Below are 17,437 nucleotides of genomic sequence, written 5' to 3'. Positions count from 1 at the left end.
TTCACGAGGGGGTGCCGGCAGGTCCGTCCGGGCCGATCACCCGGCGGAACCGGGCGCCGGCGGGGTCGCCTTCCTCGTGCCACCACAGCCTGATCCGCCAAGGGCCGCCGTCACGGGGGCAGTCCGCCGATTCCGAGAATCCGCGCACCAATTCATCCCCTATCTCGCCAGCTGTCCTATTTCTTACTTCTGCGGCGGCATGCCAGGAAGGGCCCGGTACGTTCCACAGTCCGTCAGGACCGCGCACCTCCACGCGCCAGACCGCCCGCCAAGGGGTGACCTCAAGCATCGTGCGCACCTGCTCGGCCTCCAGGCCCAGCCCGGCCGCGATCCCCGGCTCCGCCACGCCCTGGATCCGGGCGGCCACCACGGCCTGGGGCAGCAGCCGTTCGGGCAGCAGCCCCCGTGAGCGCAGGCTGACAAGGGACTCGAAGCCCAGGAAGCGCAGGCGCAGTTCCAGCTGGCGGCCGATGTGGTCGAGGGCCTCCTCGGCCGCCGCGGACTCCGCCCCGCCGGGGTCCGCGAGCAGCAGGTGCCGGAAATCCGATTCCGCGTCCACCGCCCAGGCCAGCGCGTCCTCGGCGAAGCCCAGCTCCGCGAGCCGGTCCCCGAGGAACACCTTCGCCTGGGCCAGCCCCCGCCGGTTGACCGCGTCGTGCTGGTCCAGCCCCGCCCAGACCTCTACGGCGGCCAGGGTCAGGTCCCGGGCCCGCTCGCCCGCTGCCCGCTCCATGGCGCTGGGTCCCTCCGTGGCGGCCGGGCCCAGCGGATGCCTGGGCAGCCGGGCCCCGTCGCTCAGCGGCCAGGCCAGCCACACCCCGTGGTTGATCAGCCCGCGGGCGTACCAGCGGGCGTACTCGGGAGCGCAGGGGGCGGCCCGCTCGGCGCTGCGCAGGGCCTCCTCGATCGTGGCGAGGGCGGTCGCGCGGTCCCCCTCGGCGAAGCGCAGTGCGGCCCGGTCCGCCAGCCGCAGACCCAGCAGGGCGGTGCACTCGGGGTCGGCCGGCCAGGCGCGCAGGGCCCCGATCAGCTCGTCCAGCAGCCGCTCGCGCTCCTCGGGCCCGGCGTGCGCCGCCCCGGAGCGGACCCGCGCCCACTGGTCGTCCAGCCGAAGAACGGCCTCTCGCTCCGCCATGTCCGCCCCCCGGCGTCGTGGTCCGCGCACCTCATGTGAAGGCGTTCATAGTCCCGGGAAGGCGGACCTCAGCGGAAGGGTTTCATTCCCAGCGGAACAGCCGCGCGGCCGCGCCCAGCCCGAGTACGGCCCAGCCCGCCAGCAGGGCCGCGTCGCCCCAGGGCAGCGCCGCCCCGTGCTGGAGCACGTCGCGCAGTCCGTCGGACAGGGCCGAGATGGGCAGCAGCCCGAGGGCGGACTGCACCGCGCCGGGGAACTTCTCCAGCGGCACGATCACCCCGCCGCCGACCAGCAGCAGCAGGAAGACGAGGTTGGCGGCGGCCAGGGTCACCTCGGCCTTGAGGGTGCCGGCCATCAGCAGCCCGAGCCCGGAGAAGGCGGCGGTGCCCAGCAGGAGCAGGACGGCCACCGACAGCGGGTTCCCCTGCGGGGACCAGCCCAGCGCCAGGGCGATCGCCGTCAGCAGGGCGATCTGCAGGACCTCGGTGACCAGTACCGACAGGGTCTTGGCGGCCATCAGCGCCCAGCGCGGCAGCGGGGAGGCGCCGAGCCGCTTGAGGACCCCGTACCGGCGGTCGAAGCCGGTGGCGATCGCCTGCCCGGTGAAGGCGGTGGACATCACGGCGAGCGCCAGGATGCCGGGCGCGAGGAAGTCCACGGACTTCTCGGAGCCCGTCTCGATGATGTCCACGGCGGAGAAGAGGGTCAGCAGCAGCGCCGGGATGATCACGGTCAGCAGCAGCTGCTCCCCGTTGCGCAGCAGCATCCGGGTCTCCAGAGCCGTCTGCGCGAGGATCATGCGGGACACGGGCGCCGCGCCCGGGTTGGGGGTGAACGTACCGGCGCTCATGAACGCAGCTCCTTGCCCGTGAGTTCCAGGAAGACGTCTTCGAGGGTGTGCCGCTCCACCGAGAGGCTGTCCGGCATCACGCCGTGCTGCGCGCACCAGGAGGCGACGGTGGCCAGCAGTTGCGGGTGGACGTCGCCGGTGACCCGGTAGGTGCCCGGGGTGAGCTCGGCGGCCTGGGTGCCGTCGGGCAGCGCCTTGAGCAGGGAGGCGAGGTCGAGGGAGGGGCGCCCGGTGAACCGCAGGGTGTTCTCGGCGCCGCCCCGGCACAGCTGCTCGGGGCTGCCGTGGGCGATGACCCGGCCCGCGTCGACGATGGCGACCTCGTCGGCGAGCTGCTCGGCCTCGTCCATGTGGTGGGTGGTGAGCACGACGGTGACCCCGTCGGCGCGCAGTTCCCGTACGAGGTCCCAGGTCGCCCGGCGGGCCTGCGGGTCGAGGCCGGCGGTGGGCTCGTCCAGGAAGACCAGCTCGGGGCGGCCGACCACGGCCATGGCGAGGGCGAGGCGCTGCTGCTGGCCGCCGGAGAGCCTGCGGTAGGTGGTGCGGCCGCAGCCGCCGAGTCCGAGGCGTTCCACCAGGGCGTCCACGTCGAGCGGGTCGGCGTAGAGCTTGGCCATGTGGCGCAGCATCTCGACGGCGCGGGCGCCGGAGTACACGCCGCCGGACTGGAGCATCACGCCGATCCGGGGGCGCAGCGCCGTGGCCTGGGCGACCGGGTCGAGGCCGAGGACGCGGACGGTGCCCGCGTCGGGGCGGCGGTAGCCCTCGCAGGTCTCCACGGTGGTCGTCTTGCCCGCGCCGTTGGGACCGAGGACCGCGGTGACCGAGGCCCTGCGGACGGTGAGGTCCAGGCCGTCCACCGCGGTTTTGGGTCCGTACCGCTTCACCAGTCCGCGGATCTCCACGGCGGGGTCGTTGCTCATGGGGGCCCAGTCTACGGAGCCGGGGAGGGCTCCCATGTCCCGGGGTTGAAGGCTTGCGCGCCCGCACGGTGCCCGCATGCGGCGGCGGTGTCCGTGCGGTCGGATTCGAGGACGGCGTTTCGAATGCGGCTCTTTTCGCTCCGTCGGCCCTGGGCGGGTGAGCCGGTTTCCGTGACCTTTTCGCGAAACCGATCTTTACCGTGCGGGGAACGCCGCCGGCGGAGTTCTGCTGGTGGGAGCCGTGCACCGGTTCGGGGGTCTCCCGCGGAGAATGCGGAGCGCTAGTCTCCGAATAACTCTGCGTAGATAAATTAGGTGACCCTTAGTGATGGATACCACCAGGGGTGGCCTCCGTCACGGCTTGTCGGGGCTCGACTAATTACGCAACAATGGCGTTGTGAAAAACGGCGAACGGCAGATCGAGACCCCCCAGGGGGAGCTCGCGACCGGGGAGCGGTCAACCCGCAACCGGGTCGCGCGGTCCATCCTGGACCACGGTCCGTCCACCGTCGCCGACCTCGCCGCGCGTCTCGGCCTCACCCAGGCCGCCGTCCGCCGCCACCTCGACACGCTCGTCACCGACGACGTGGTCGCATCCCGTGAGCAGCGTGTGTACGGAGCGCGCACCCGGGGCCGGCCCGCGAAGGTCTTCGAGCTCACCGACTGCGGCCGCGACGCCTTCGACCAGTCCTACGACACGCTCGCCGTGGACGCCCTGCGCTGGATCGCGCAGTCCGTCGGCGGCGGCGAGCAGGGCGAGGCGGCCGTCGCCGCCTTCGCCAGGGCGCGGATGGAAGCGCAGGCCGAGGGGTACCGGGAAGCCGTCGAAGCGGCTGCCCCGGGAGACCGCACCGAGGCCCTCGCCAGGGCATTGACCGCCGACGGGTACGCTGCTACGGCGAAGAGCGCTCCCGGTCCGCACAGCGGTGAACAGCTCTGTCAGCACCACTGCCCGGTCGCCCATGTGGCCGAGCAGTTCCCGCAGCTCTGCGAGGCGGAGACCGAGGTCTTCTCCCGCCTGCTCGGGACGCATGTGCAGCGCCTCGCCACGATCGCCCACGGCGACGGGGTGTGCACGACGTTCATTCCGCGCAGCGCGAGCGCCGCACAGACCGACACATCAGTATCTGCAAGTACGGCCGGGAGGAACCCCGCATGACCACGGAGACTGCTCACCCTGAGCTCGATGGCCTGGGCACCTACGAATACGGCTGGGCCGACTCCGACGCGGCCGGCGCCGCTGCCAAGCGGGGTCTGTCCGAGGAAGTCGTCCGCGACATCTCGGCGAAGAAGTCCGAGCCGGAGTGGATGCTGAACCTCCGTCTCAAGGGGCTCAAGCTCTTCGACCGCAAGCCCATGCCGAACTGGGGTTCCGACCTCTCGGGCATCGACTTCGACAACATCAAGTACTTCGTGCGCTCCACCGAGAAGCAGGCTGCTTCGTGGGAGGACCTGCCCGAGGACATCAAGAACACGTACGACAAGCTCGGCATCCCGGAGGCGGAGAAGCAGCGCCTCGTCGCCGGTGTCGCGGCCCAGTACGAGTCCGAGGTCGTCTACCACCAGATCCGTGAGGACCTGGAGGAGCAGGGCGTCATCTTCCTCGACACGGACACCGCGCTCAAGGAGCACCCGGAGCTCTTCCAGGAGTACTTCGGCACGGTCATCCCGGTCGGCGACAACAAGTTCGCGTCGCTGAACACCGCGGTGTGGTCCGGCGGCTCCTTCATCTACGTCCCCAAGGGCGTGAAGGTCGACATCCCGCTCCAGGCCTACTTCCGTATCAACACGGAGAACATGGGCCAGTTCGAGCGGACGCTGATCATCGTCGACGAGGACGCGTACGTCCACTACGTCGAGGGCTGCACCGCCCCGATCTACTCCTCGGACTCGCTGCACAGCGCCGTGGTCGAGATCATCGTGAAGAAGGGCGGCCGCTGCCGCTACACGACCATCCAGAACTGGTCGAACAACGTCTACAACCTGGTCACCAAGCGCGCCGTGGCGTACGAGGGCGCGACCATGGAGTGGATCGACGGCAACATCGGTTCCAAGGTCACCATGAAGTACCCGGCCGTCTACCTGATGGGCGAGCACGCCAAGGGCGAGACCCTCTCCATCGCCTTCGCGGGCGAGGGCCAGCACCAGGACGCCGGCTCCAAGATGGTCCACATGGCGCCGCACACCTCCTCGAACATCGTCTCCAAGTCGGTGGCCCGAGGCGGCGGCCGCACCTCCTACCGAGGCCTGGTCGAGATCGGCGAGGGCGCGCACGGCTCGAAGTCCAACGTGCTGTGTGACGCGCTCCTGGTCGACACGATCTCCCGCTCGGACACGTACCCCTACGTGGACGTCCGCGAGGACGACGTGTCCATGGGTCACGAGGCGACCGTCTCCAAGGTCTCCGACGACCAGCTCTTCTACCTGATGAGCCGCGGTCTGACGGAGTTCGAGGCCATGGCCATGATCGTGCGCGGCTTCGTCGAGCCGATCGCGCGCGAGCTGCCGATGGAGTACGCGCTGGAGCTGAACCGGCTGATCGAGCTGCAGATGGAGGGTTCGGTCGGTTAGTCCCGACCGCCCGGCATCCCGCACATCCTTATTGACGTAGGAAGAGAGCAAGACGACAGCCATGGCAGAGGCTCAGAACATTCCGGCGGGTTCGACCACCGCCGGCGCGATCGCGGTGGCCGCCGAGTCCACCGTCGCCACCCGGATGAGCGCCCCCCCGTCCTTCGACGTGGCGGACTTCCCCGTGCCCCACGGCCGCGAGGAGGAGTGGCGGTTCACCCCGCTCGCCCGCCTCAAGGGCCTGCACGACGGCACCGCGGTCGCCAACGGCACCATGAAGGCCCAGATCGACGCGCCCGAGGGCGTCACCGTCGAGTCGGTGGAGCGCGGCGACGCGCGCATCGGCAAGGCCGGCACCCCCGTGGACCGGATCGCCGCGCAGGCGTTCTCGTCCTTCGCGAAGGCCACGGTCGTCACCGTGCCCAAGGAGCAGGTCCTGACCGAGCCGGTGCGCGTCTCGCTGCACGGCGAGGGCGGCACCACCTTCGGCCACACGGTCTTCGACGTGCAGGCCTTCGCCGAGGCGGTCATCGTCATCGACCACACCGGTGACGGCGTGCGCGCCGCCAACGTCGACTTCCTGGTCGGCGACGGCGCCAAGCTCACCGTGGTCTCCGTGCAGGACTGGGACGACACCGCCGTCCACTGCTCCCAGCACAACGCCCTGATCGGCCGCGACGCGACCTTCAAGTCGATCGTGGTCACCTTCGGCGGCGACGTCGTACGCCTGCACCCGCGGGTGTCGTACGCCGGCCCCGGCGGCGAGGCCGAGCTCCTCGGCCTGTACTTCACGGACGCCGGCCAGCACCAGGAGCACCGCCTCCTGGTCACGCACGACGCCCCGCACTGCAAGTCGCACGTGGTCTACAAGGGTGCGCTGCAGGGGCAGGACGCCCACGCGGTCTGGATCGGTGACGTCCTCATCGAGAAGACCGCCGAGGGCACCGACACCTACGAGATGAACCGCAACCTCGTCCTCACGGACGGCGCGCGGGTCGACTCGGTGCCGAACCTGGAGATCGAGACCGGCGAGATCGTCGGCGCCGGCCACGCCTCCGCCACCGGTCGTTTCGACGACGAGCAGCTCTTCTACCTCCAGGCCCGCGGCATCCCGGCCGACGAGGCCCGCCGCCTGGTCGTGCGCGGCTTCTTCGCCGAGCTCGTCCAGCAGATCGGCGTGGACGACATCGAGGAGCGCCTGCTCGGCAAGATCGAGACCGAGCTCCAGGGTTCCGTCTGATGACTTACGTCAAGGCTTGTGCGCTGAGCGAGCTGGAGGAGAACACCCCCAAGCGGGTGGAGCTCGACGGCACGCCGGTGTCCATCGTCTCCGCCGAGGGGGAGGTGTTCGCGATCAACGACATCTGCTCGCACGCGAACGTCTCGCTCTCGGAGGGCGAGGTCGAGGACTGCATGATCGAGTGCTGGCTGCACGGGTCGAGCTTCGACCTGCGCACCGGCAAGCCTTCCGGTCTGCCCGCGACCCGCCCCGTACCCGTATACCCCGTAAAGATCGAAGGGGACGACGTGCTCGTCTCCCTCACCCAGGAGTCCTGAGGTATCCATGGCAACGCTTGAAATCCACGACCTGCACGTCTCCGTCGAGGCCGAGAACGGCGCCCGCGAGATCCTCAAGGGCGTCGACCTCACCGTCAAGCAGGGTGAGACGCACGCCATCATGGGTCCGAACGGCTCCGGCAAGTCCACCCTGGCCTACTCGCTGGCCGGTCACCCGAAGTACACCATCACCGGCGGCACCGTGACCCTCGACGGCGAGGACGTCCTGGAGATGTCCGTCGACGAGCGCGCCCGCGCCGGCGTCTTCCTCGCCATGCAGTACCCGGTCGAGGTCCCCGGCGTCTCGGTCTCCAACTTCCTGCGCACCTCCGCCACCGCCATCCGTGGCGAGGCGCCGAAGCTGCGCACCTGGGTGAAGGAGGTCAAGTCCGCGATGGAGCAGCTCCAGATGGACCCGGCCTTCGCCGAGCGCAACGTCAACGAGGGCTTCTCCGGTGGTGAGAAGAAGCGCCACGAGATCCTCCAGCTGGAGCTCCTGAAGCCGAAGATCGCGATCCTCGACGAGACCGACTCCGGCCTGGACGTCGACGCGCTGCGCCAGGTCTCCGAGGGCGTCAACCGCGTCCGCGCGACCGGCGAGGTCGGCACGCTGCTGATCACGCACTACACGCGGATCCTCCGCTACATCAAGCCCGACTTCGTCCACGTCTTCTCCGAGGGCCGCATCGTCGAGTCCGGTGGCGCCGAGCTCGCCGACAAGCTGGAGGCCGAAGGCTACGAGGCGTACAGCACGAAGGGTGGCGCGACCGCGTGACACAGCTGCCTGGCCTCCTCGACATCGAGGCGATCCGCAAGGACTTCCCCCTGCTGGATCGTGTGGTCCACGACGGGAAGAAGATCGTTTACCTGGACAACGCGGCGACCTCGCAGAAGCCGCGCCAGGTGCTCGACGCGCTGAACGAGTACTACGAGCAGCACAACGCCAATGTGCACCGCGGCGTACACGTGCTCGCCGAGGAGGCCACGGCGCTGTACGAGGGCGCTCGCGACAAGGTCGCCGCGTTCATCAACGCGCCGAGCCGCGACGAGGTCATCTTCACGAAGAACGCCTCCGAGTCGCTCAACCTGGTCGCGAACATGCTCGGCTGGGCGGACGAGCCCTACCGGGTCGACCGCGAGACCGAGATCGCCATCACGGAGATGGAGCACCACTCCAACATCGTGCCGTGGCAGCTGCTCTCGCAGCGCACCGGCGCGAAGCTGAAGTGGTTCGGCCTCACCGACGACGGCCGGCTCGACCTGTCCAACATCGAAGAGGTCATCACGGAGAAGACGAAGATCGTCTCCTTCACGCTGGTCTCCAACATCATGGGCACGGTCAACCCCGTCGAGGCGATCGTCCGGCGCGCCCAGGACGTCGGCGCGCTCGTGCTGATCGACGCCTCCCAGGCCGCTCCGCACATGCCGCTGGACGTGCAGGCGCTCGGCGCCGACTTCGTGGCCTTCACCGGCCACAAGATGTGCGGCCCGACCGGCATCGGCGTCCTGTGGGGCCGCCAGGAGCTGCTGGAGGACCTGCCTCCGTTCCTCGGCGGCGGCGAGATGATCGAGACCGTGTCGATGCACGCCTCGACGTACGCCCCGGCACCCCACAAGTTCGAGGCGGGTACCCCCCCGATCGCCCAGGCCGTCGGCCTCGGCGCGGCCGTGGACTACCTGACCGCGATCGGCATGGACAAGATCGCCGCGCACGAGCACGCCATCACCGAGTACGCGATCAAGCGCCTCGCCGAGGTGCCCGACCTGCGGATCATCGGCCCCACCACGGCCGAGGACCGCGGAGCGGCGATCTCCTTCGTACTGGGCGACATCCACCCGCACGACGTGGGCCAGGTACTGGACGAGCAGGGCATCGCCGTCCGCGTCGGCCACCACTGCGCGCGCCCGGTCTGCCTGCGGTACGGAATTCCGGCGACCACGCGAGCGTCTTTCTATCTGTACTCCTCTCCGGCCGAGGTCGACGCACTGGTCGACGGGCTGGAGCACGTACGGAACTTCTTCGGCTGACGGCGAGGGCGACGAAGCAGTGAAACTGGATTCGATGTACCAGGAACTGATCCTGGACCACTACAAGCACCCGCACGGGCGTGGCCTGCGCGACGGCGACGCCGAGGTGCACCACGTCAACCCGACCTGCGGTGACGAGATCACGCTGCGCGTGAAGTACGACGGCGAGACGCTGACCGACGTCTCCTACGAGGGCCAGGGCTGCTCCATCAGCCAGGCCAGCGCGTCCGTGCTGAACGAGCTGCTCGTGGGCAAGGACCTGGCCGAGGCGCAGAAGATCCAGAGCGTGTTCCTGGAGCTGATGCAGTCCAAGGGCAAGGTCGAGCCCGACGAGGCGATGGAGGAGGTGCTGGAGGACGCGATCGCGTTCGCCGGTGTCTCCAAGTATCCCGCGCGCGTGAAATGTGCTCTGCTGAGCTGGATGGCGTGGAAGGACGCGACGGCCCAGGCACTGGGCGACGCGGAGAGGAAGACGGCATGACCGAGAACGCGACGCCCGAGGCGTCGATCAAGCCGGCCACCGAGGAAGAGGTCCGCGAGGCCCTCTACGACGTGGTCGACCCGGAGCTGGGCATCGACGTCGTCAACCTGGGCCTGATCTACGGCATCCACATCGACGACGCGAACATCGCCACCCTCGACATGACGCTGACCTCGGCGGCCTGCCCGCTGACGGACGTCATCGAGGACCAGGCGAAGTCGGCGACGGACGGCATCGTCAACGAACTCCGCATCAACTGGGTCTGGATGCCCCCGTGGGGCCCGGACAAGATCACGGACGACGGTCGTGAGCAGCTGCGCGCGCTCGGCTTCAACGTCTGATCGACGCCTGCTTGTGAGGGCCCCCGGCACGGTCGTGCCGGGGGCCCTCCCTGTTTTCGGGCGGGCCGGACCCCGGGCTGCTCCGCGGGCTGCTCGCGTGGGTGCTCTCCGGGCTGCTGTTCTCCGGGCGGACGGGTGGTGTGCACCGGGAGTTGGCCACGGTGGCCGAATCTTCTCGACGGCCGTCACACCGTGGCGCAGCTCACGAGAGGACCATCCGTGACCGTTCGCCTTTCACCGGTTCGCCGCCTGGGCGCCGCGGGCGTCGCAGGAGCCGCGGCCCTGCTCGTCGCCGGGCTGGGAGCGCCCGCGCACGCCGCCGGGTACGCCGACCCGACGATCTCGCTCTCCGCCACGCACCTCAGCGGCGCGGTGGGCGCGTACGGCGACCCCGCCGTGACGGTGGACGTCGAGCAGGCCGGGGTGCCGGCCGGGTTCCTGCGGCTGCGGGTGGTGTCCTCCAGCAATCCCGCGGTGGCGGGCCCGGGCGACGTACGGCAGGAGCGCACCCGCTCCGGCGACCGCGCCCTGACGGTGCGGCCCCGCACCCAGGGCTACACCGACCTGACCCTGGAGGTGACCGGGCGCGGCGGCAGGACGGCCAGGGCCACCCTCTCCTACGCCGCGTCGGCGCAGGTCGGCGGAGCACCGGCCACCCGCTACCTCACTGGCTCCTCGGACGCCTCCGCCGCGGTGGACGTGGGCCGGGGCCACGTGCTGGTGGCCGACGACGAGTCCAACGTGCTGCGCCTGTACGACCGTTCCCGCTCCGGCGCCCCGGTGAAGACCTGGGACCTGGGCCCCGCCCTGGGCTGGAAGAAGGAGGCCGACATCGAGGCCGCCGCCCGGGTGGGCGACACCGTCTACTGGACGGGCTCGCTGGGCAACAACAAGGACGGCAAGTACAAGGCCGAGCGGAACACCGTCTTCACCACGCGCATCACCGGCTCCGGAGCGGCCACCGAGGTCGTCTTCGGCAGCGCCTACAAGGGCCTGCGCGAGGACCTGACCGCCTGGGACGCGGAGCACGGCAACCGCTACGGCTTCGCGGCCGGGACCGCCGCCGGGCAGACGCCCAAGCAGATCGACGGGTTCAACCTGGAGGGCCTGGAGTTCGCGCCGGGCTCCACGACCACCGCCTACCTGGGCTTCCGCGCCCCGCTGGCCCCGGCGGCGCTCGGTGGGAAGGCCCTGGTCGTGCCGGTCGTCAACATGGACCGGGTCCTCGCGCAGGGCGCCGGGGCCGTGTTCGGCGAGCCGATCGAGATGGACCTGGGCGGGCTCGCCGTCCGCGACATCCGCAAGAACGCGGCCGACCAGTACCTGATCCTGGCCGGATCCTTCGCCGCCGACGACAACTCCGACCCGTACGCCCTCTACCAGTGGGACGGGGTCCCCGGCCACGCCCCGAAGAAGCGGGTGGACCTGCCCACCGCCGACCCCGGCGGCTGGGAGGCCGTGGTGAACGTGCCCGACCTGCGGATCCCGGGCGCCCGCGTCCAGCTGATCACCGACAGCGGCGCCGCCGACCTGTACGGCGAGGGCAAGGAGGCCAAGGACCTCGACCACCCGGAGTGGAAGAAGTCCCGCGCGGCCTGGTTCACGCTGGGCTGACGCCCGCCCGCGCCGCGAGGACCTCGGTGAGATGTTCGCGGCGCAGCCGCCGGTCCAGGTAGAGCAGGCCGGCCACCAGCCGGGGGAAGGCCAGCAGCAGCGCCGCCCCGAGCAGCGCGCCGGGCGGGCCGAACCACACCTGGGCGGCGTACGCGGCCCCCGGCGCGAGTGCCCAGGCGGGGGCCGCGACGCCCAGGGTCCGCCACCAGGTCCCGCGCACCAGGCGGGCCGAGCGGCGCAGGGCCGCCGCCGGGCCGATCCCCTCGTACCCGGCGGCCGTGGGCGCCAGGGCGAAGAGCACCCCGAGCCACAGCGAGAGCGGGGCGAGGACGAGCAGCGTCAGCGGCGGCAGGCCCGCGGCGAGGACGGCCGCGCCCGGACCGGCGACGGCGAGCAGGGCGGCCAGCTGGGCCCCGAGCACCGCCGGGACGCGCGGCGCGGCGGCCCGCAGCAGGCCGGGCACGGTCACCGGCCCGCCGAGGACGGCCGGCCGGAGCAGGGCCGCGGCCAGGGCGGTGGCCAGCGCCCGGCCGAACAGCAGGAACAGGGCCGCGGCCGGGACGAAGGCGTGGCCGGAGGGCCTGTTCCCGGCCGCGAGGGCGGCGGGGCCCGCGAGCGCGCCGACCACGACCAGCCCGGCGAGCAGCCCGGCGAACAGTCCGCAGAGCAGCCCGGCGAGCTGGCCGAGGAGCAGGGCGCCGAGCAGCCGCCCGCCGTGGCGGCCGAGGGCGGTGAGGGCGCCCGCGAGGATCTCCCCGGGTCCCAGCGGGCGCAGGGGCATCACACCCGGCCCGCCGCCGCGGTGGGTCCATTGCTGCGCCATCGGCGGGCCCCCTGTCGGTAGAGGCGGACACGGTAGCTCCGAAGGGCGCAGGAGTCCCGGGGCGTGCGAGTGTCCGCTCGGCCGCAGCTGATGTGTACAGACGTACGCAACGATGTGTACCCTCGTACACATGCCATACGTACTGCTCGCCGCGGCCATAGCGGCCGAGGTCGCCGGGACCACCGCCATGAAGTACAGCGACGGCTTCACGAAGCTGTGGCCGTCGCTGGGCACCCTGCTGGGCTACGTCATCGCCTTCACCCTGCTCGCGCAGACGCTGAAGTCGATGTCGGTCGGCACGGCGTACGCGATCTGGGCCGGCGTCGGCACGGCCGCCGTCGCCGCCATCGGCATGGTCTTCCTGGGCGAGGCGGCCACGGCCGCGAAGCTCGCTGGGATCGTGCTGGTGATCGGCGGGGTGGTCCTGCTGAACCTGGGAGGGGCGCACTGATGGCCCCCGGCGCGCGCCGCCGGTACGACCCCGAGCGGCGGCAGCGGATCATCGACGCGGCGATCCGGGTGGTGGGCGCCAAGGGCATCGCGGGGCTGAGTCACCGCAGCGTGGCCGCGGAGGCCGACGTACCGCTCGGGTCGACCACCTACCACTTCAAGACCCTCGACGATCTCCTCGTCGCGGCGCTGCACCAGGCCAACCAGGCCTTCGCACAGGCCGTGGCCGCCTCGCCGGCCCTGGCCGATCCGCAGGCGGACCTGGCGGAGGCGCTGGCCCGGCTGCTGGGCGAGTGCCTCGCCGGGGACCGGAGCCGGGTGGAGCTGGAGTACGAGCTCTACCTCGCCGCCCTGCGCCGCCCCGCGCTGCGGCCGGTGGCGGCCCAGTGGTGCGAGTCGGTGGTGGCGGCCCTCGCCCCGCGGACGGACCCGGTGACGGCCCGGGCCCTGGTCGCGGTGATGGACGGCATCGGGCTCCAGGTCCTGCTGACGGACGCGGAGTACGACGAGCCGTACGCGCGGGAGGTCCTGGGCCGGGTGCTCGGACCGGCGTAGCGGTTACGTCGTGCGGCGGACTCGGATTCGGCGTGCCCGTCGCGCGGCCGGTGCGGTTACGGCGTGCCCGCCGTGCGGACGGCCGTCAGGGCCGTGGCCACGCTCGCCTCGATGTCCCCGATCGGGTAGATCACCTCGCGGACCGTGCGGTCGCGGTCCAGCACCAGCGTCAGGCGCTTGATCCGGCTCACCCCCGCCGCCCGGAAGGTGGGCAGCCGCAGGGCCGCCGTCAGGGTCAGGTCCGCGTCCGACAGGAGGGGGAACCGCAGCCGCTCCTGCTCCGCGAACTCCCGCTGCTCGTCCGGCCGCTGGGTCGAGACCCCGTGCACCGCGGCCCCCGCCGCCGTGAACTGCGCGAGCTGGTCGCGGTACGTGCACGACTCGAGCGTGCAGCCCCTGGCGCCCGGGATCCCGGCCCAGTCCGGAGGGTAGGACTCGGCGCGGGCGTACGCGCCCGGGAAGCAGTACAGGACGGTGAAGGGCGTGTCCGCCACCGGGTCGCGGAGTTCGCCGAAACGGTCCGGCAGCAGCAGCTCCGGCAGCCGGGTGCCGCGCAGCCCGTGGACCCGTTCCGCCTCGCGCGAGGCCTCTTCGGTCGTCGCCGTCATCTCTCCGTCTCCCAGGACCCAGGTGTCTCCCCAGTCCTGGAGGGCCACCAGGACCGGCAGCAGCGCCCGCCCGCGCGGGGTCAGCCGGTACTCGTGCCGCACCGGGCGTTCCTGGTACGGCTCGCGCGTCAGCACCCCGGCTTCGACCAGCAGCTTCAGCCGCTCGGCCAGCACCTTCCGGGACATGCCCAACTCGCGCTGGAGCTCGTCGAAGCGGTGCAGACCGCGCGCGGCGTCGCGCACGATCAGCAGCGTCCACCAGTCGCCCACGACGTCGAGGGCCTGCGCGATGGAGCAGTCGGCGTCGCCGAGGTGGGTGCGCTGGGCCATGGGAACTCCTTCGTCCGTTGACCCCAGGCTGCCATGCTGGCATAGTCCGTTCCCAAAAGGAACTCACTAGGGAATGCGGGGGGCACGGGTGTGCTGCAGGGGTTCAAGGACGTACCGAGGACTGTGTGGCTGCTGGCTGCGGGGGTGTTCGTCAATGCCGTCGTCAGCTTCACCTTCGTCTTCGTCTTCCTCTACCTGACCGGCCCGCGCGGCCTGGGCACCGCCGAGGCGGGCCTCGTCACCGGCATCGGCGGCGTGGGCCTGGTCGCGGGCAACTTCACCGGCGGCTGGTACGGCGACCGCTTCGGCCACCGCCGGGTGCTGCTCGCCGCCTCCACCGTCGGCGGACTCGCCCTGACGGCCATCCCGCTCCTGCCCACCGAGCTGCTGTACGCCGCCCTGCCGCTGGCCCAGTACGCCTCCGGCGTGGTGCGGGCCGCCAACTCCGCGCTGGTCGCCGTCACCGTCCCCGAGGGAGCCCGCCGCCAGGCCTTCGCCGTCGTACGCTGCGTCTCCAACGGCGGATTCACCCTCGGCCCGCCCATCGGAGCCCTGGTCGCGACCGGGGCCTCGTACGACTGGCTCTTCGTAGGCGACGGCCTCGGCACCCTCTTCTTCGCCCTGTGGACCGCCCGGGTCGTCCCCGCGCGCGGCGCCTCCCGCACGTCCTCCGCGGCCCCGGACGGGGGTCGGGGCCGCGGAGGAGCCGGTGTCTGGCGCGAACTGCGCGCCCGGCCCGCCGTACTGGTCCTGCTCGGCGCGATCCTGGTCACCGACCTCGTCTACCGCCAGCAGTACTCCGCCTTCCCGGTCTTCCTCGCCGACCAGGGCCTGGACGCACGCGTCTTCGGCCTCGTCATCGCCCTCAACGGAGGGGTCATCCTGCTGCTGGAGCTGCCCGCCGCCGTCGCGCTGCGCGACCGGCCCGCGCTGCCGGTCATCGGCACCGGGCTGGTGCTCGTCGGCGCCGGGTACGCGGCGCTGCTGCTCGGGGCCGGGCTCGCGGGAGCCGTGCTGATGATGGTGCTGCTGAGCCTCGGGGAGATCCTCTACAAGACCACCGCCACCGCCTACGTGGCCGACCAGGCGCCCGAACACGCCGTGGGGCGGTTCCAGAGCCTCTACGCGGGGGTCTCCGTCAGCGGGGTCGTCCTCGGCCCGCCGCTGGGCGGAGCGCTGTACTCCGCGGCGCCCGGGCTGCTGTGGCCGCTGTGCGCGGTGCTGGCGGCGGGGGCGGGCGGGGCGGTCCTGTGGGCGCAACGGCTCCGACCGGCAGGGGCGGCCGGGGCGGAGCGTCCGGACCGGCCGGACCAGCCGGAACTTCCGGATCACCCGGATCACCCGGACCGGCCCGAGGCCCGACACGCTGTGCGACCGGCACATGAGACCGGTTCGCAACCGCAGGCCGTCGCCGGTTAGGTTTCAGGCATGACTGCTACGCGTACCACCGGCGCCGTCGCCGCCGGACTTGCCACCATCACCGCCGACGGCACCGTCCTCGACACCTGGTTCCCCGCCCCCCAGCTGGTCGCCGAGCCCGGCCCGGCCGGCACCGAGCGCCTCACCGCCGACCAGGCCGTGGAGCTGCTGGGCGCCGCCGCGCAGAAGGCGATCCGCACGGACGCGGTGCGCGGCGTCGAGGTCGTAGCCGTCCGCACGGTGATCTCCTCCCTTGAGGACAAGCCGCTGGACGCGCACGACGCGTACCTGCGCCTGCACCTGCTCAGCCACCGCCTGGTCAAGCCGCACGGCCAGAACCTCGACGGGGTCTTCGGCCTGCTGGCCAACGTGGCGTGGACCTCGCTGGGCCCGGTCGCGGTCGACCGGGTCGAGACCGTCCGCCTCAACGCGCGCGCCGAGGGCCTTTACCTCCAGGTCACCTCGATCGACAAGTTCCCGCGGATGACGGACTACGTCGCCCCCAAGGGCGTGCGCATCGCCGACGCGGACCGGGTCCGCCTCGGCGCGCACCTCGCCGAGGGCACCACCGTCATGCACGAGGGCTTCGTCAACTTCAACGCCGGCACCCTCGGCACCTCCATGGTCGAGGGCCGCATCTCCGCGGGCGTCGTGGTCGGCGACGGCTCCGACATCGGCGGCGGCGCCTCCACCATGGGCACCCTCTCGGGCGGCGGCAAGCAGATCATCTCGATCGGCGAGCGCTGCCTGATCGGCGCCGAGGCGGGCGTCGGCATCGCGCTGGGCGACGAGTGCATCGTCGAGGCCGGCCTGTACGTGACCGCGGGCACCCGCGTCACTCTGCCGGACGGCCAGATCGTCAAGGCCCTGGAGCTCTCGGGCGCCAGCAACATCCTCTTCCGCCGCAACTCGGTCACCGGCGCCGTCGAGGCCCGCCCGAACAACGCGGTCTGGGGCGGCCTGAACGAGGTCCTGCACAGCCACAACTGACGACCGTCCGGCCGGCGCCGGCTGCGGCTGAACCGCCGGCCGGCGTGCTCGACTGCGGCTGAACCGCCGACCGGTCGGGCGTCCGCCGCTCACCACCATCGAGCGCCCTCCCGCGGTCCGGGAGGGCGCTCGGTCGTCGGCCGGGTGACCGGTTCACCCCGCCAGGCGGAGGAACCAGCGGCGCGAGGGGTGGGAGTCGCAGGTGAAGACGACGAGCGGGTGGTTGTTCGCGGTGGTGGACCCGCCGGCGACCGTGGCGCACTTGCCGGTCTGCATGTTGACCAGCTGGTAGGAGGCGCTGTTCCAGTTGGTGATGTTCCAGCGGCGCGAGGGGTGGGAGTCGCAGTCGAACTGGAGCATCTCGACGTTGTTCTCGGTGGAGGTGCCTCCGGCGAACGTCATGCACTTGCGGGTCTGGACGTTGACGATCTGGAACGAGCTGCCGTTCCAGTTGGTGATGTTCCAGCGGCGCGAGGGGTGCGTGTCGCAGTCGAACTGGACGAGCGGGTGGTTGTTCGCGGTGGTGGACCCGCCGGCGACGGTCGCGCACTTGCCGGTCTGGACGTTGATGATCTGGGCGGTGCCTCCCGATATCCGGGCCTTCGCGATGTCGAGCGAAGACGGCTGCGCCACGGTGGGAGCGGGCAGCAGCATGAGGCCTCCGACCGCGAAGACCGCCGAGGTCGCCAGGAGGCGACGGGCCCGGGTGTTCTTGCGCATGGGAGTGCTCCTCTCTTGATTCTGCGAGGGAGATGCAGGAGC

The 17,437-nt window shown here is 71.5% G+C and carries 19 protein-coding genes; 13 read left to right on the top strand and 6 right to left on the bottom strand.

The genetic code is table 11. From position 1 onward, the window contains the following. Nucleotide 1: 1 nt before the first annotated feature. From AB0D94_RS12965 to AB0D94_RS12955, 3 genes are all read right to left on the bottom strand, one after another. Nucleotides 2–1,135: a hypothetical protein gene (locus AB0D94_RS12965; RefSeq protein ID WP_362050121.1), complete on the bottom strand. Its 1,134-nt coding sequence runs from the start codon at nt 1,133–1,135 to the stop codon at nt 2–4. 82 nt (nt 1,136–1,217) lie between these two features. Further along, nucleotides 1,218–1,985 carry an ABC transporter permease gene (locus tag AB0D94_RS12960; protein ID WP_362050119.1) on the bottom strand — a complete coding sequence of 256 codons (768 nt, stop codon included), beginning with the start codon at nt 1,983–1,985 and terminating at the stop codon, nt 1,218–1,220. Beyond that, complete coding sequence (locus AB0D94_RS12955; protein ID WP_362050117.1) at nt 1,982–2,908, bottom strand: ABC transporter ATP-binding protein; 927 nt, start codon at nt 2,906–2,908, stop codon at nt 1,982–1,984. Before AB0D94_RS12955 ends, AB0D94_RS12960 begins: the two co-directional genes overlap by 4 nt. A gap of 418 nt (nt 2,909–3,326) precedes the next feature. On the opposite strand from AB0D94_RS12955, the gene AB0D94_RS12950 reads away from it, so the two are divergent. The 9 genes from AB0D94_RS12950 to AB0D94_RS12910 all read left to right on the top strand — a co-directional run bounded on the left by AB0D94_RS12950 (nt 3,327) and on the right by AB0D94_RS12910 (nt 11,500). Next, nucleotides 3,327–4,067, top strand: coding sequence for an ArsR family transcriptional regulator (locus tag AB0D94_RS12950; protein ID WP_362050349.1), 741 nt, complete (start codon nt 3,327–3,329; stop codon nt 4,065–4,067). Next, the gene (gene sufB / locus AB0D94_RS12945) at nt 4,064–5,479 is read left to right on the top strand and encodes a Fe-S cluster assembly protein SufB (RefSeq protein WP_362050116.1); all 1,416 of its coding nucleotides are present in this window, start codon (nt 4,064–4,066) and stop codon (nt 5,477–5,479) included. The genes AB0D94_RS12950 and sufB overlap by 4 nt, the downstream gene beginning before the upstream one ends. A 61-nt stretch (nt 5,480–5,540) precedes the next feature. Then, nucleotides 5,541–6,719 (top strand): Fe-S cluster assembly protein SufD, encoded by a 1,179-nt coding sequence (sufD, locus tag AB0D94_RS12940; RefSeq protein WP_362050113.1) that lies wholly within the window; start codon nt 5,541–5,543, stop codon nt 6,717–6,719. After that, nucleotides 6,719–7,036 (top strand): bifunctional 3-phenylpropionate/cinnamic acid dioxygenase ferredoxin subunit, encoded by a 318-nt coding sequence (locus AB0D94_RS12935; RefSeq protein ID WP_030292248.1) that lies wholly within the window; start codon nt 6,719–6,721, stop codon nt 7,034–7,036. Before sufD ends, AB0D94_RS12935 begins: the two co-directional genes overlap by 1 nt. 7 nt (nt 7,037–7,043) lie before the next feature. Next, the gene (gene sufC, locus AB0D94_RS12930; protein WP_266630406.1) at nt 7,044–7,811 is read left to right on the top strand and encodes a Fe-S cluster assembly ATPase SufC; all 768 of its coding nucleotides are present in this window, start codon (nt 7,044–7,046) and stop codon (nt 7,809–7,811) included. Next, nucleotides 7,808–9,064 carry a cysteine desulfurase gene (locus AB0D94_RS12925; RefSeq protein WP_362050109.1) on the top strand — a complete coding sequence of 419 codons (1,257 nt, stop codon included), beginning with the start codon at nt 7,808–7,810 and terminating at the stop codon, nt 9,062–9,064. The genes sufC and AB0D94_RS12925 overlap by 4 nt, the downstream gene beginning before the upstream one ends. Before the next feature lie 19 nt (nt 9,065–9,083). Beyond that, complete coding sequence (gene sufU, locus AB0D94_RS12920; RefSeq protein WP_266937364.1) at nt 9,084–9,545, top strand: Fe-S cluster assembly sulfur transfer protein SufU; 462 nt, start codon at nt 9,084–9,086, stop codon at nt 9,543–9,545. Beyond that, nucleotides 9,542–9,886 carry a metal-sulfur cluster assembly factor gene (locus AB0D94_RS12915; protein ID WP_030388904.1) on the top strand — a complete coding sequence of 115 codons (345 nt, stop codon included), beginning with the start codon at nt 9,542–9,544 and terminating at the stop codon, nt 9,884–9,886. The genes sufU and AB0D94_RS12915 overlap by 4 nt, the downstream gene beginning before the upstream one ends. A 282-nt stretch (nt 9,887–10,168) precedes the next feature. Continuing rightward, a complete protein-coding gene (locus tag AB0D94_RS12910; RefSeq protein ID WP_362050346.1) occupies nt 10,169–11,500 on the top strand; it encodes a hypothetical protein in 1,332 nt (443 codons plus the stop codon). On the opposite strand, the gene AB0D94_RS12905 is transcribed toward AB0D94_RS12910, so the two are convergent. Continuing rightward, entirely contained in the window at nt 11,487–12,323 is an 837-nt protein-coding gene (locus AB0D94_RS12905) for a hypothetical protein (protein WP_362050104.1), read from the bottom strand. The two genes, AB0D94_RS12910 and AB0D94_RS12905, sit on opposite strands and share 14 nt — an antisense overlap. A gap of 130 nt (nt 12,324–12,453) precedes the next feature. Here AB0D94_RS12905 and AB0D94_RS12900 point away from each other — a divergent pair, with 130 nt between their 5' ends. Further along, on the top strand, nt 12,454–12,774 hold the full coding sequence (locus AB0D94_RS12900) for a multidrug efflux SMR transporter (RefSeq protein ID WP_362050101.1): 321 nt from the start codon (nt 12,454–12,456) through the stop codon (nt 12,772–12,774). Beyond that, entirely contained in the window at nt 12,774–13,328 is a 555-nt protein-coding gene (locus AB0D94_RS12895) for a TetR family transcriptional regulator (protein ID WP_362050098.1), read from the top strand. The genes AB0D94_RS12900 and AB0D94_RS12895 overlap by 1 nt, the downstream gene beginning before the upstream one ends. Before the next feature lie 56 nt (nt 13,329–13,384). Here the strand turns inward: AB0D94_RS12895 and AB0D94_RS12890 are convergent, their stop codons facing one another. Next, nucleotides 13,385–14,266, bottom strand: coding sequence for a winged helix-turn-helix transcriptional regulator (locus AB0D94_RS12890; RefSeq protein ID WP_362050095.1), 882 nt, complete (start codon nt 14,264–14,266; stop codon nt 13,385–13,387). A gap of 93 nt (nt 14,267–14,359) precedes the next feature. On the opposite strand from AB0D94_RS12890, the gene AB0D94_RS12885 reads away from it, so the two are divergent. Both AB0D94_RS12885 and dapD read left to right on the top strand, forming a co-directional pair. Next, on the top strand, nt 14,360–15,685 hold the full coding sequence (locus AB0D94_RS12885) for an MFS transporter (RefSeq protein ID WP_362050343.1): 1,326 nt from the start codon (nt 14,360–14,362) through the stop codon (nt 15,683–15,685). A gap of 9 nt (nt 15,686–15,694) precedes the next feature. Then, the gene (dapD, locus tag AB0D94_RS12880; RefSeq protein WP_362050092.1) at nt 15,695–16,675 is read left to right on the top strand and encodes a 2,3,4,5-tetrahydropyridine-2,6-dicarboxylate N-succinyltransferase; all 981 of its coding nucleotides are present in this window, start codon (nt 15,695–15,697) and stop codon (nt 16,673–16,675) included. Between the two features lie 153 nt (nt 16,676–16,828). Here dapD and AB0D94_RS12875 read toward each other — a convergent pair whose 3' ends face one another. Beyond that, the gene (locus AB0D94_RS12875; RefSeq protein WP_362050089.1) at nt 16,829–17,395 is read right to left on the bottom strand and encodes an RICIN domain-containing protein; all 567 of its coding nucleotides are present in this window, start codon (nt 17,393–17,395) and stop codon (nt 16,829–16,831) included. Between the last annotated feature and the right edge of the window lie 42 nt (nt 17,396–17,437).

Source organism: Streptomyces sp. NPDC048255 (assembly GCF_040652415.1).
In the GTDB taxonomy this organism is placed as follows: domain Bacteria; phylum Actinomycetota; class Actinomycetes; order Streptomycetales; family Streptomycetaceae; genus Streptomyces.
This window is presented reverse-complemented; position numbering and strand designations above follow the sequence as displayed.

Excerpts from the sequence above, each read along its gene's own strand:
- sufD (WP_362050113.1), top strand. The coding sequence starts at position 5,541 with ATGGCAGAGGCTCAGAACATTCCGGCGGGTTCGACCACCGCCGGCGCG.
- AB0D94_RS12905 (WP_362050104.1), bottom strand. The coding sequence starts at position 12,323 with ATGGCGCAGCAATGGACCCACCGCGGCGGCGGGCCGGGTGTGATGCCC.
- sufC (WP_266630406.1), top strand. The coding sequence starts at position 7,044 with ATGGCAACGCTTGAAATCCACGACCTGCACGTCTCCGTCGAGGCCGAG.
- sufB (WP_362050116.1), top strand. The coding sequence starts at position 4,064 with ATGACCACGGAGACTGCTCACCCTGAGCTCGATGGCCTGGGCACCTAC.
- AB0D94_RS12895 (WP_362050098.1), top strand. The coding sequence starts at position 12,774 with ATGGCCCCCGGCGCGCGCCGCCGGTACGACCCCGAGCGGCGGCAGCGG.
- AB0D94_RS12960 (WP_362050119.1), bottom strand. The coding sequence starts at position 1,985 with ATGAGCGCCGGTACGTTCACCCCCAACCCGGGCGCGGCGCCCGTGTCC.
- AB0D94_RS12875 (WP_362050089.1), bottom strand. The coding sequence starts at position 17,395 with ATGCGCAAGAACACCCGGGCCCGTCGCCTCCTGGCGACCTCGGCGGTC.
- AB0D94_RS12955 (WP_362050117.1), bottom strand. The coding sequence starts at position 2,908 with ATGAGCAACGACCCCGCCGTGGAGATCCGCGGACTGGTGAAGCGGTAC.
- AB0D94_RS12915 (WP_030388904.1), top strand. The coding sequence starts at position 9,542 with ATGACCGAGAACGCGACGCCCGAGGCGTCGATCAAGCCGGCCACCGAG.
- AB0D94_RS12935 (WP_030292248.1), top strand. The coding sequence starts at position 6,719 with ATGACTTACGTCAAGGCTTGTGCGCTGAGCGAGCTGGAGGAGAACACC.
- AB0D94_RS12890 (WP_362050095.1), bottom strand. The coding sequence starts at position 14,266 with ATGGCCCAGCGCACCCACCTCGGCGACGCCGACTGCTCCATCGCGCAG.
- AB0D94_RS12900 (WP_362050101.1), top strand. The coding sequence starts at position 12,454 with ATGCCATACGTACTGCTCGCCGCGGCCATAGCGGCCGAGGTCGCCGGG.
- AB0D94_RS12965 (WP_362050121.1), bottom strand. The coding sequence starts at position 1,135 with ATGGCGGAGCGAGAGGCCGTTCTTCGGCTGGACGACCAGTGGGCGCGG.
- dapD (WP_362050092.1), top strand. The coding sequence starts at position 15,695 with ATGACTGCTACGCGTACCACCGGCGCCGTCGCCGCCGGACTTGCCACC.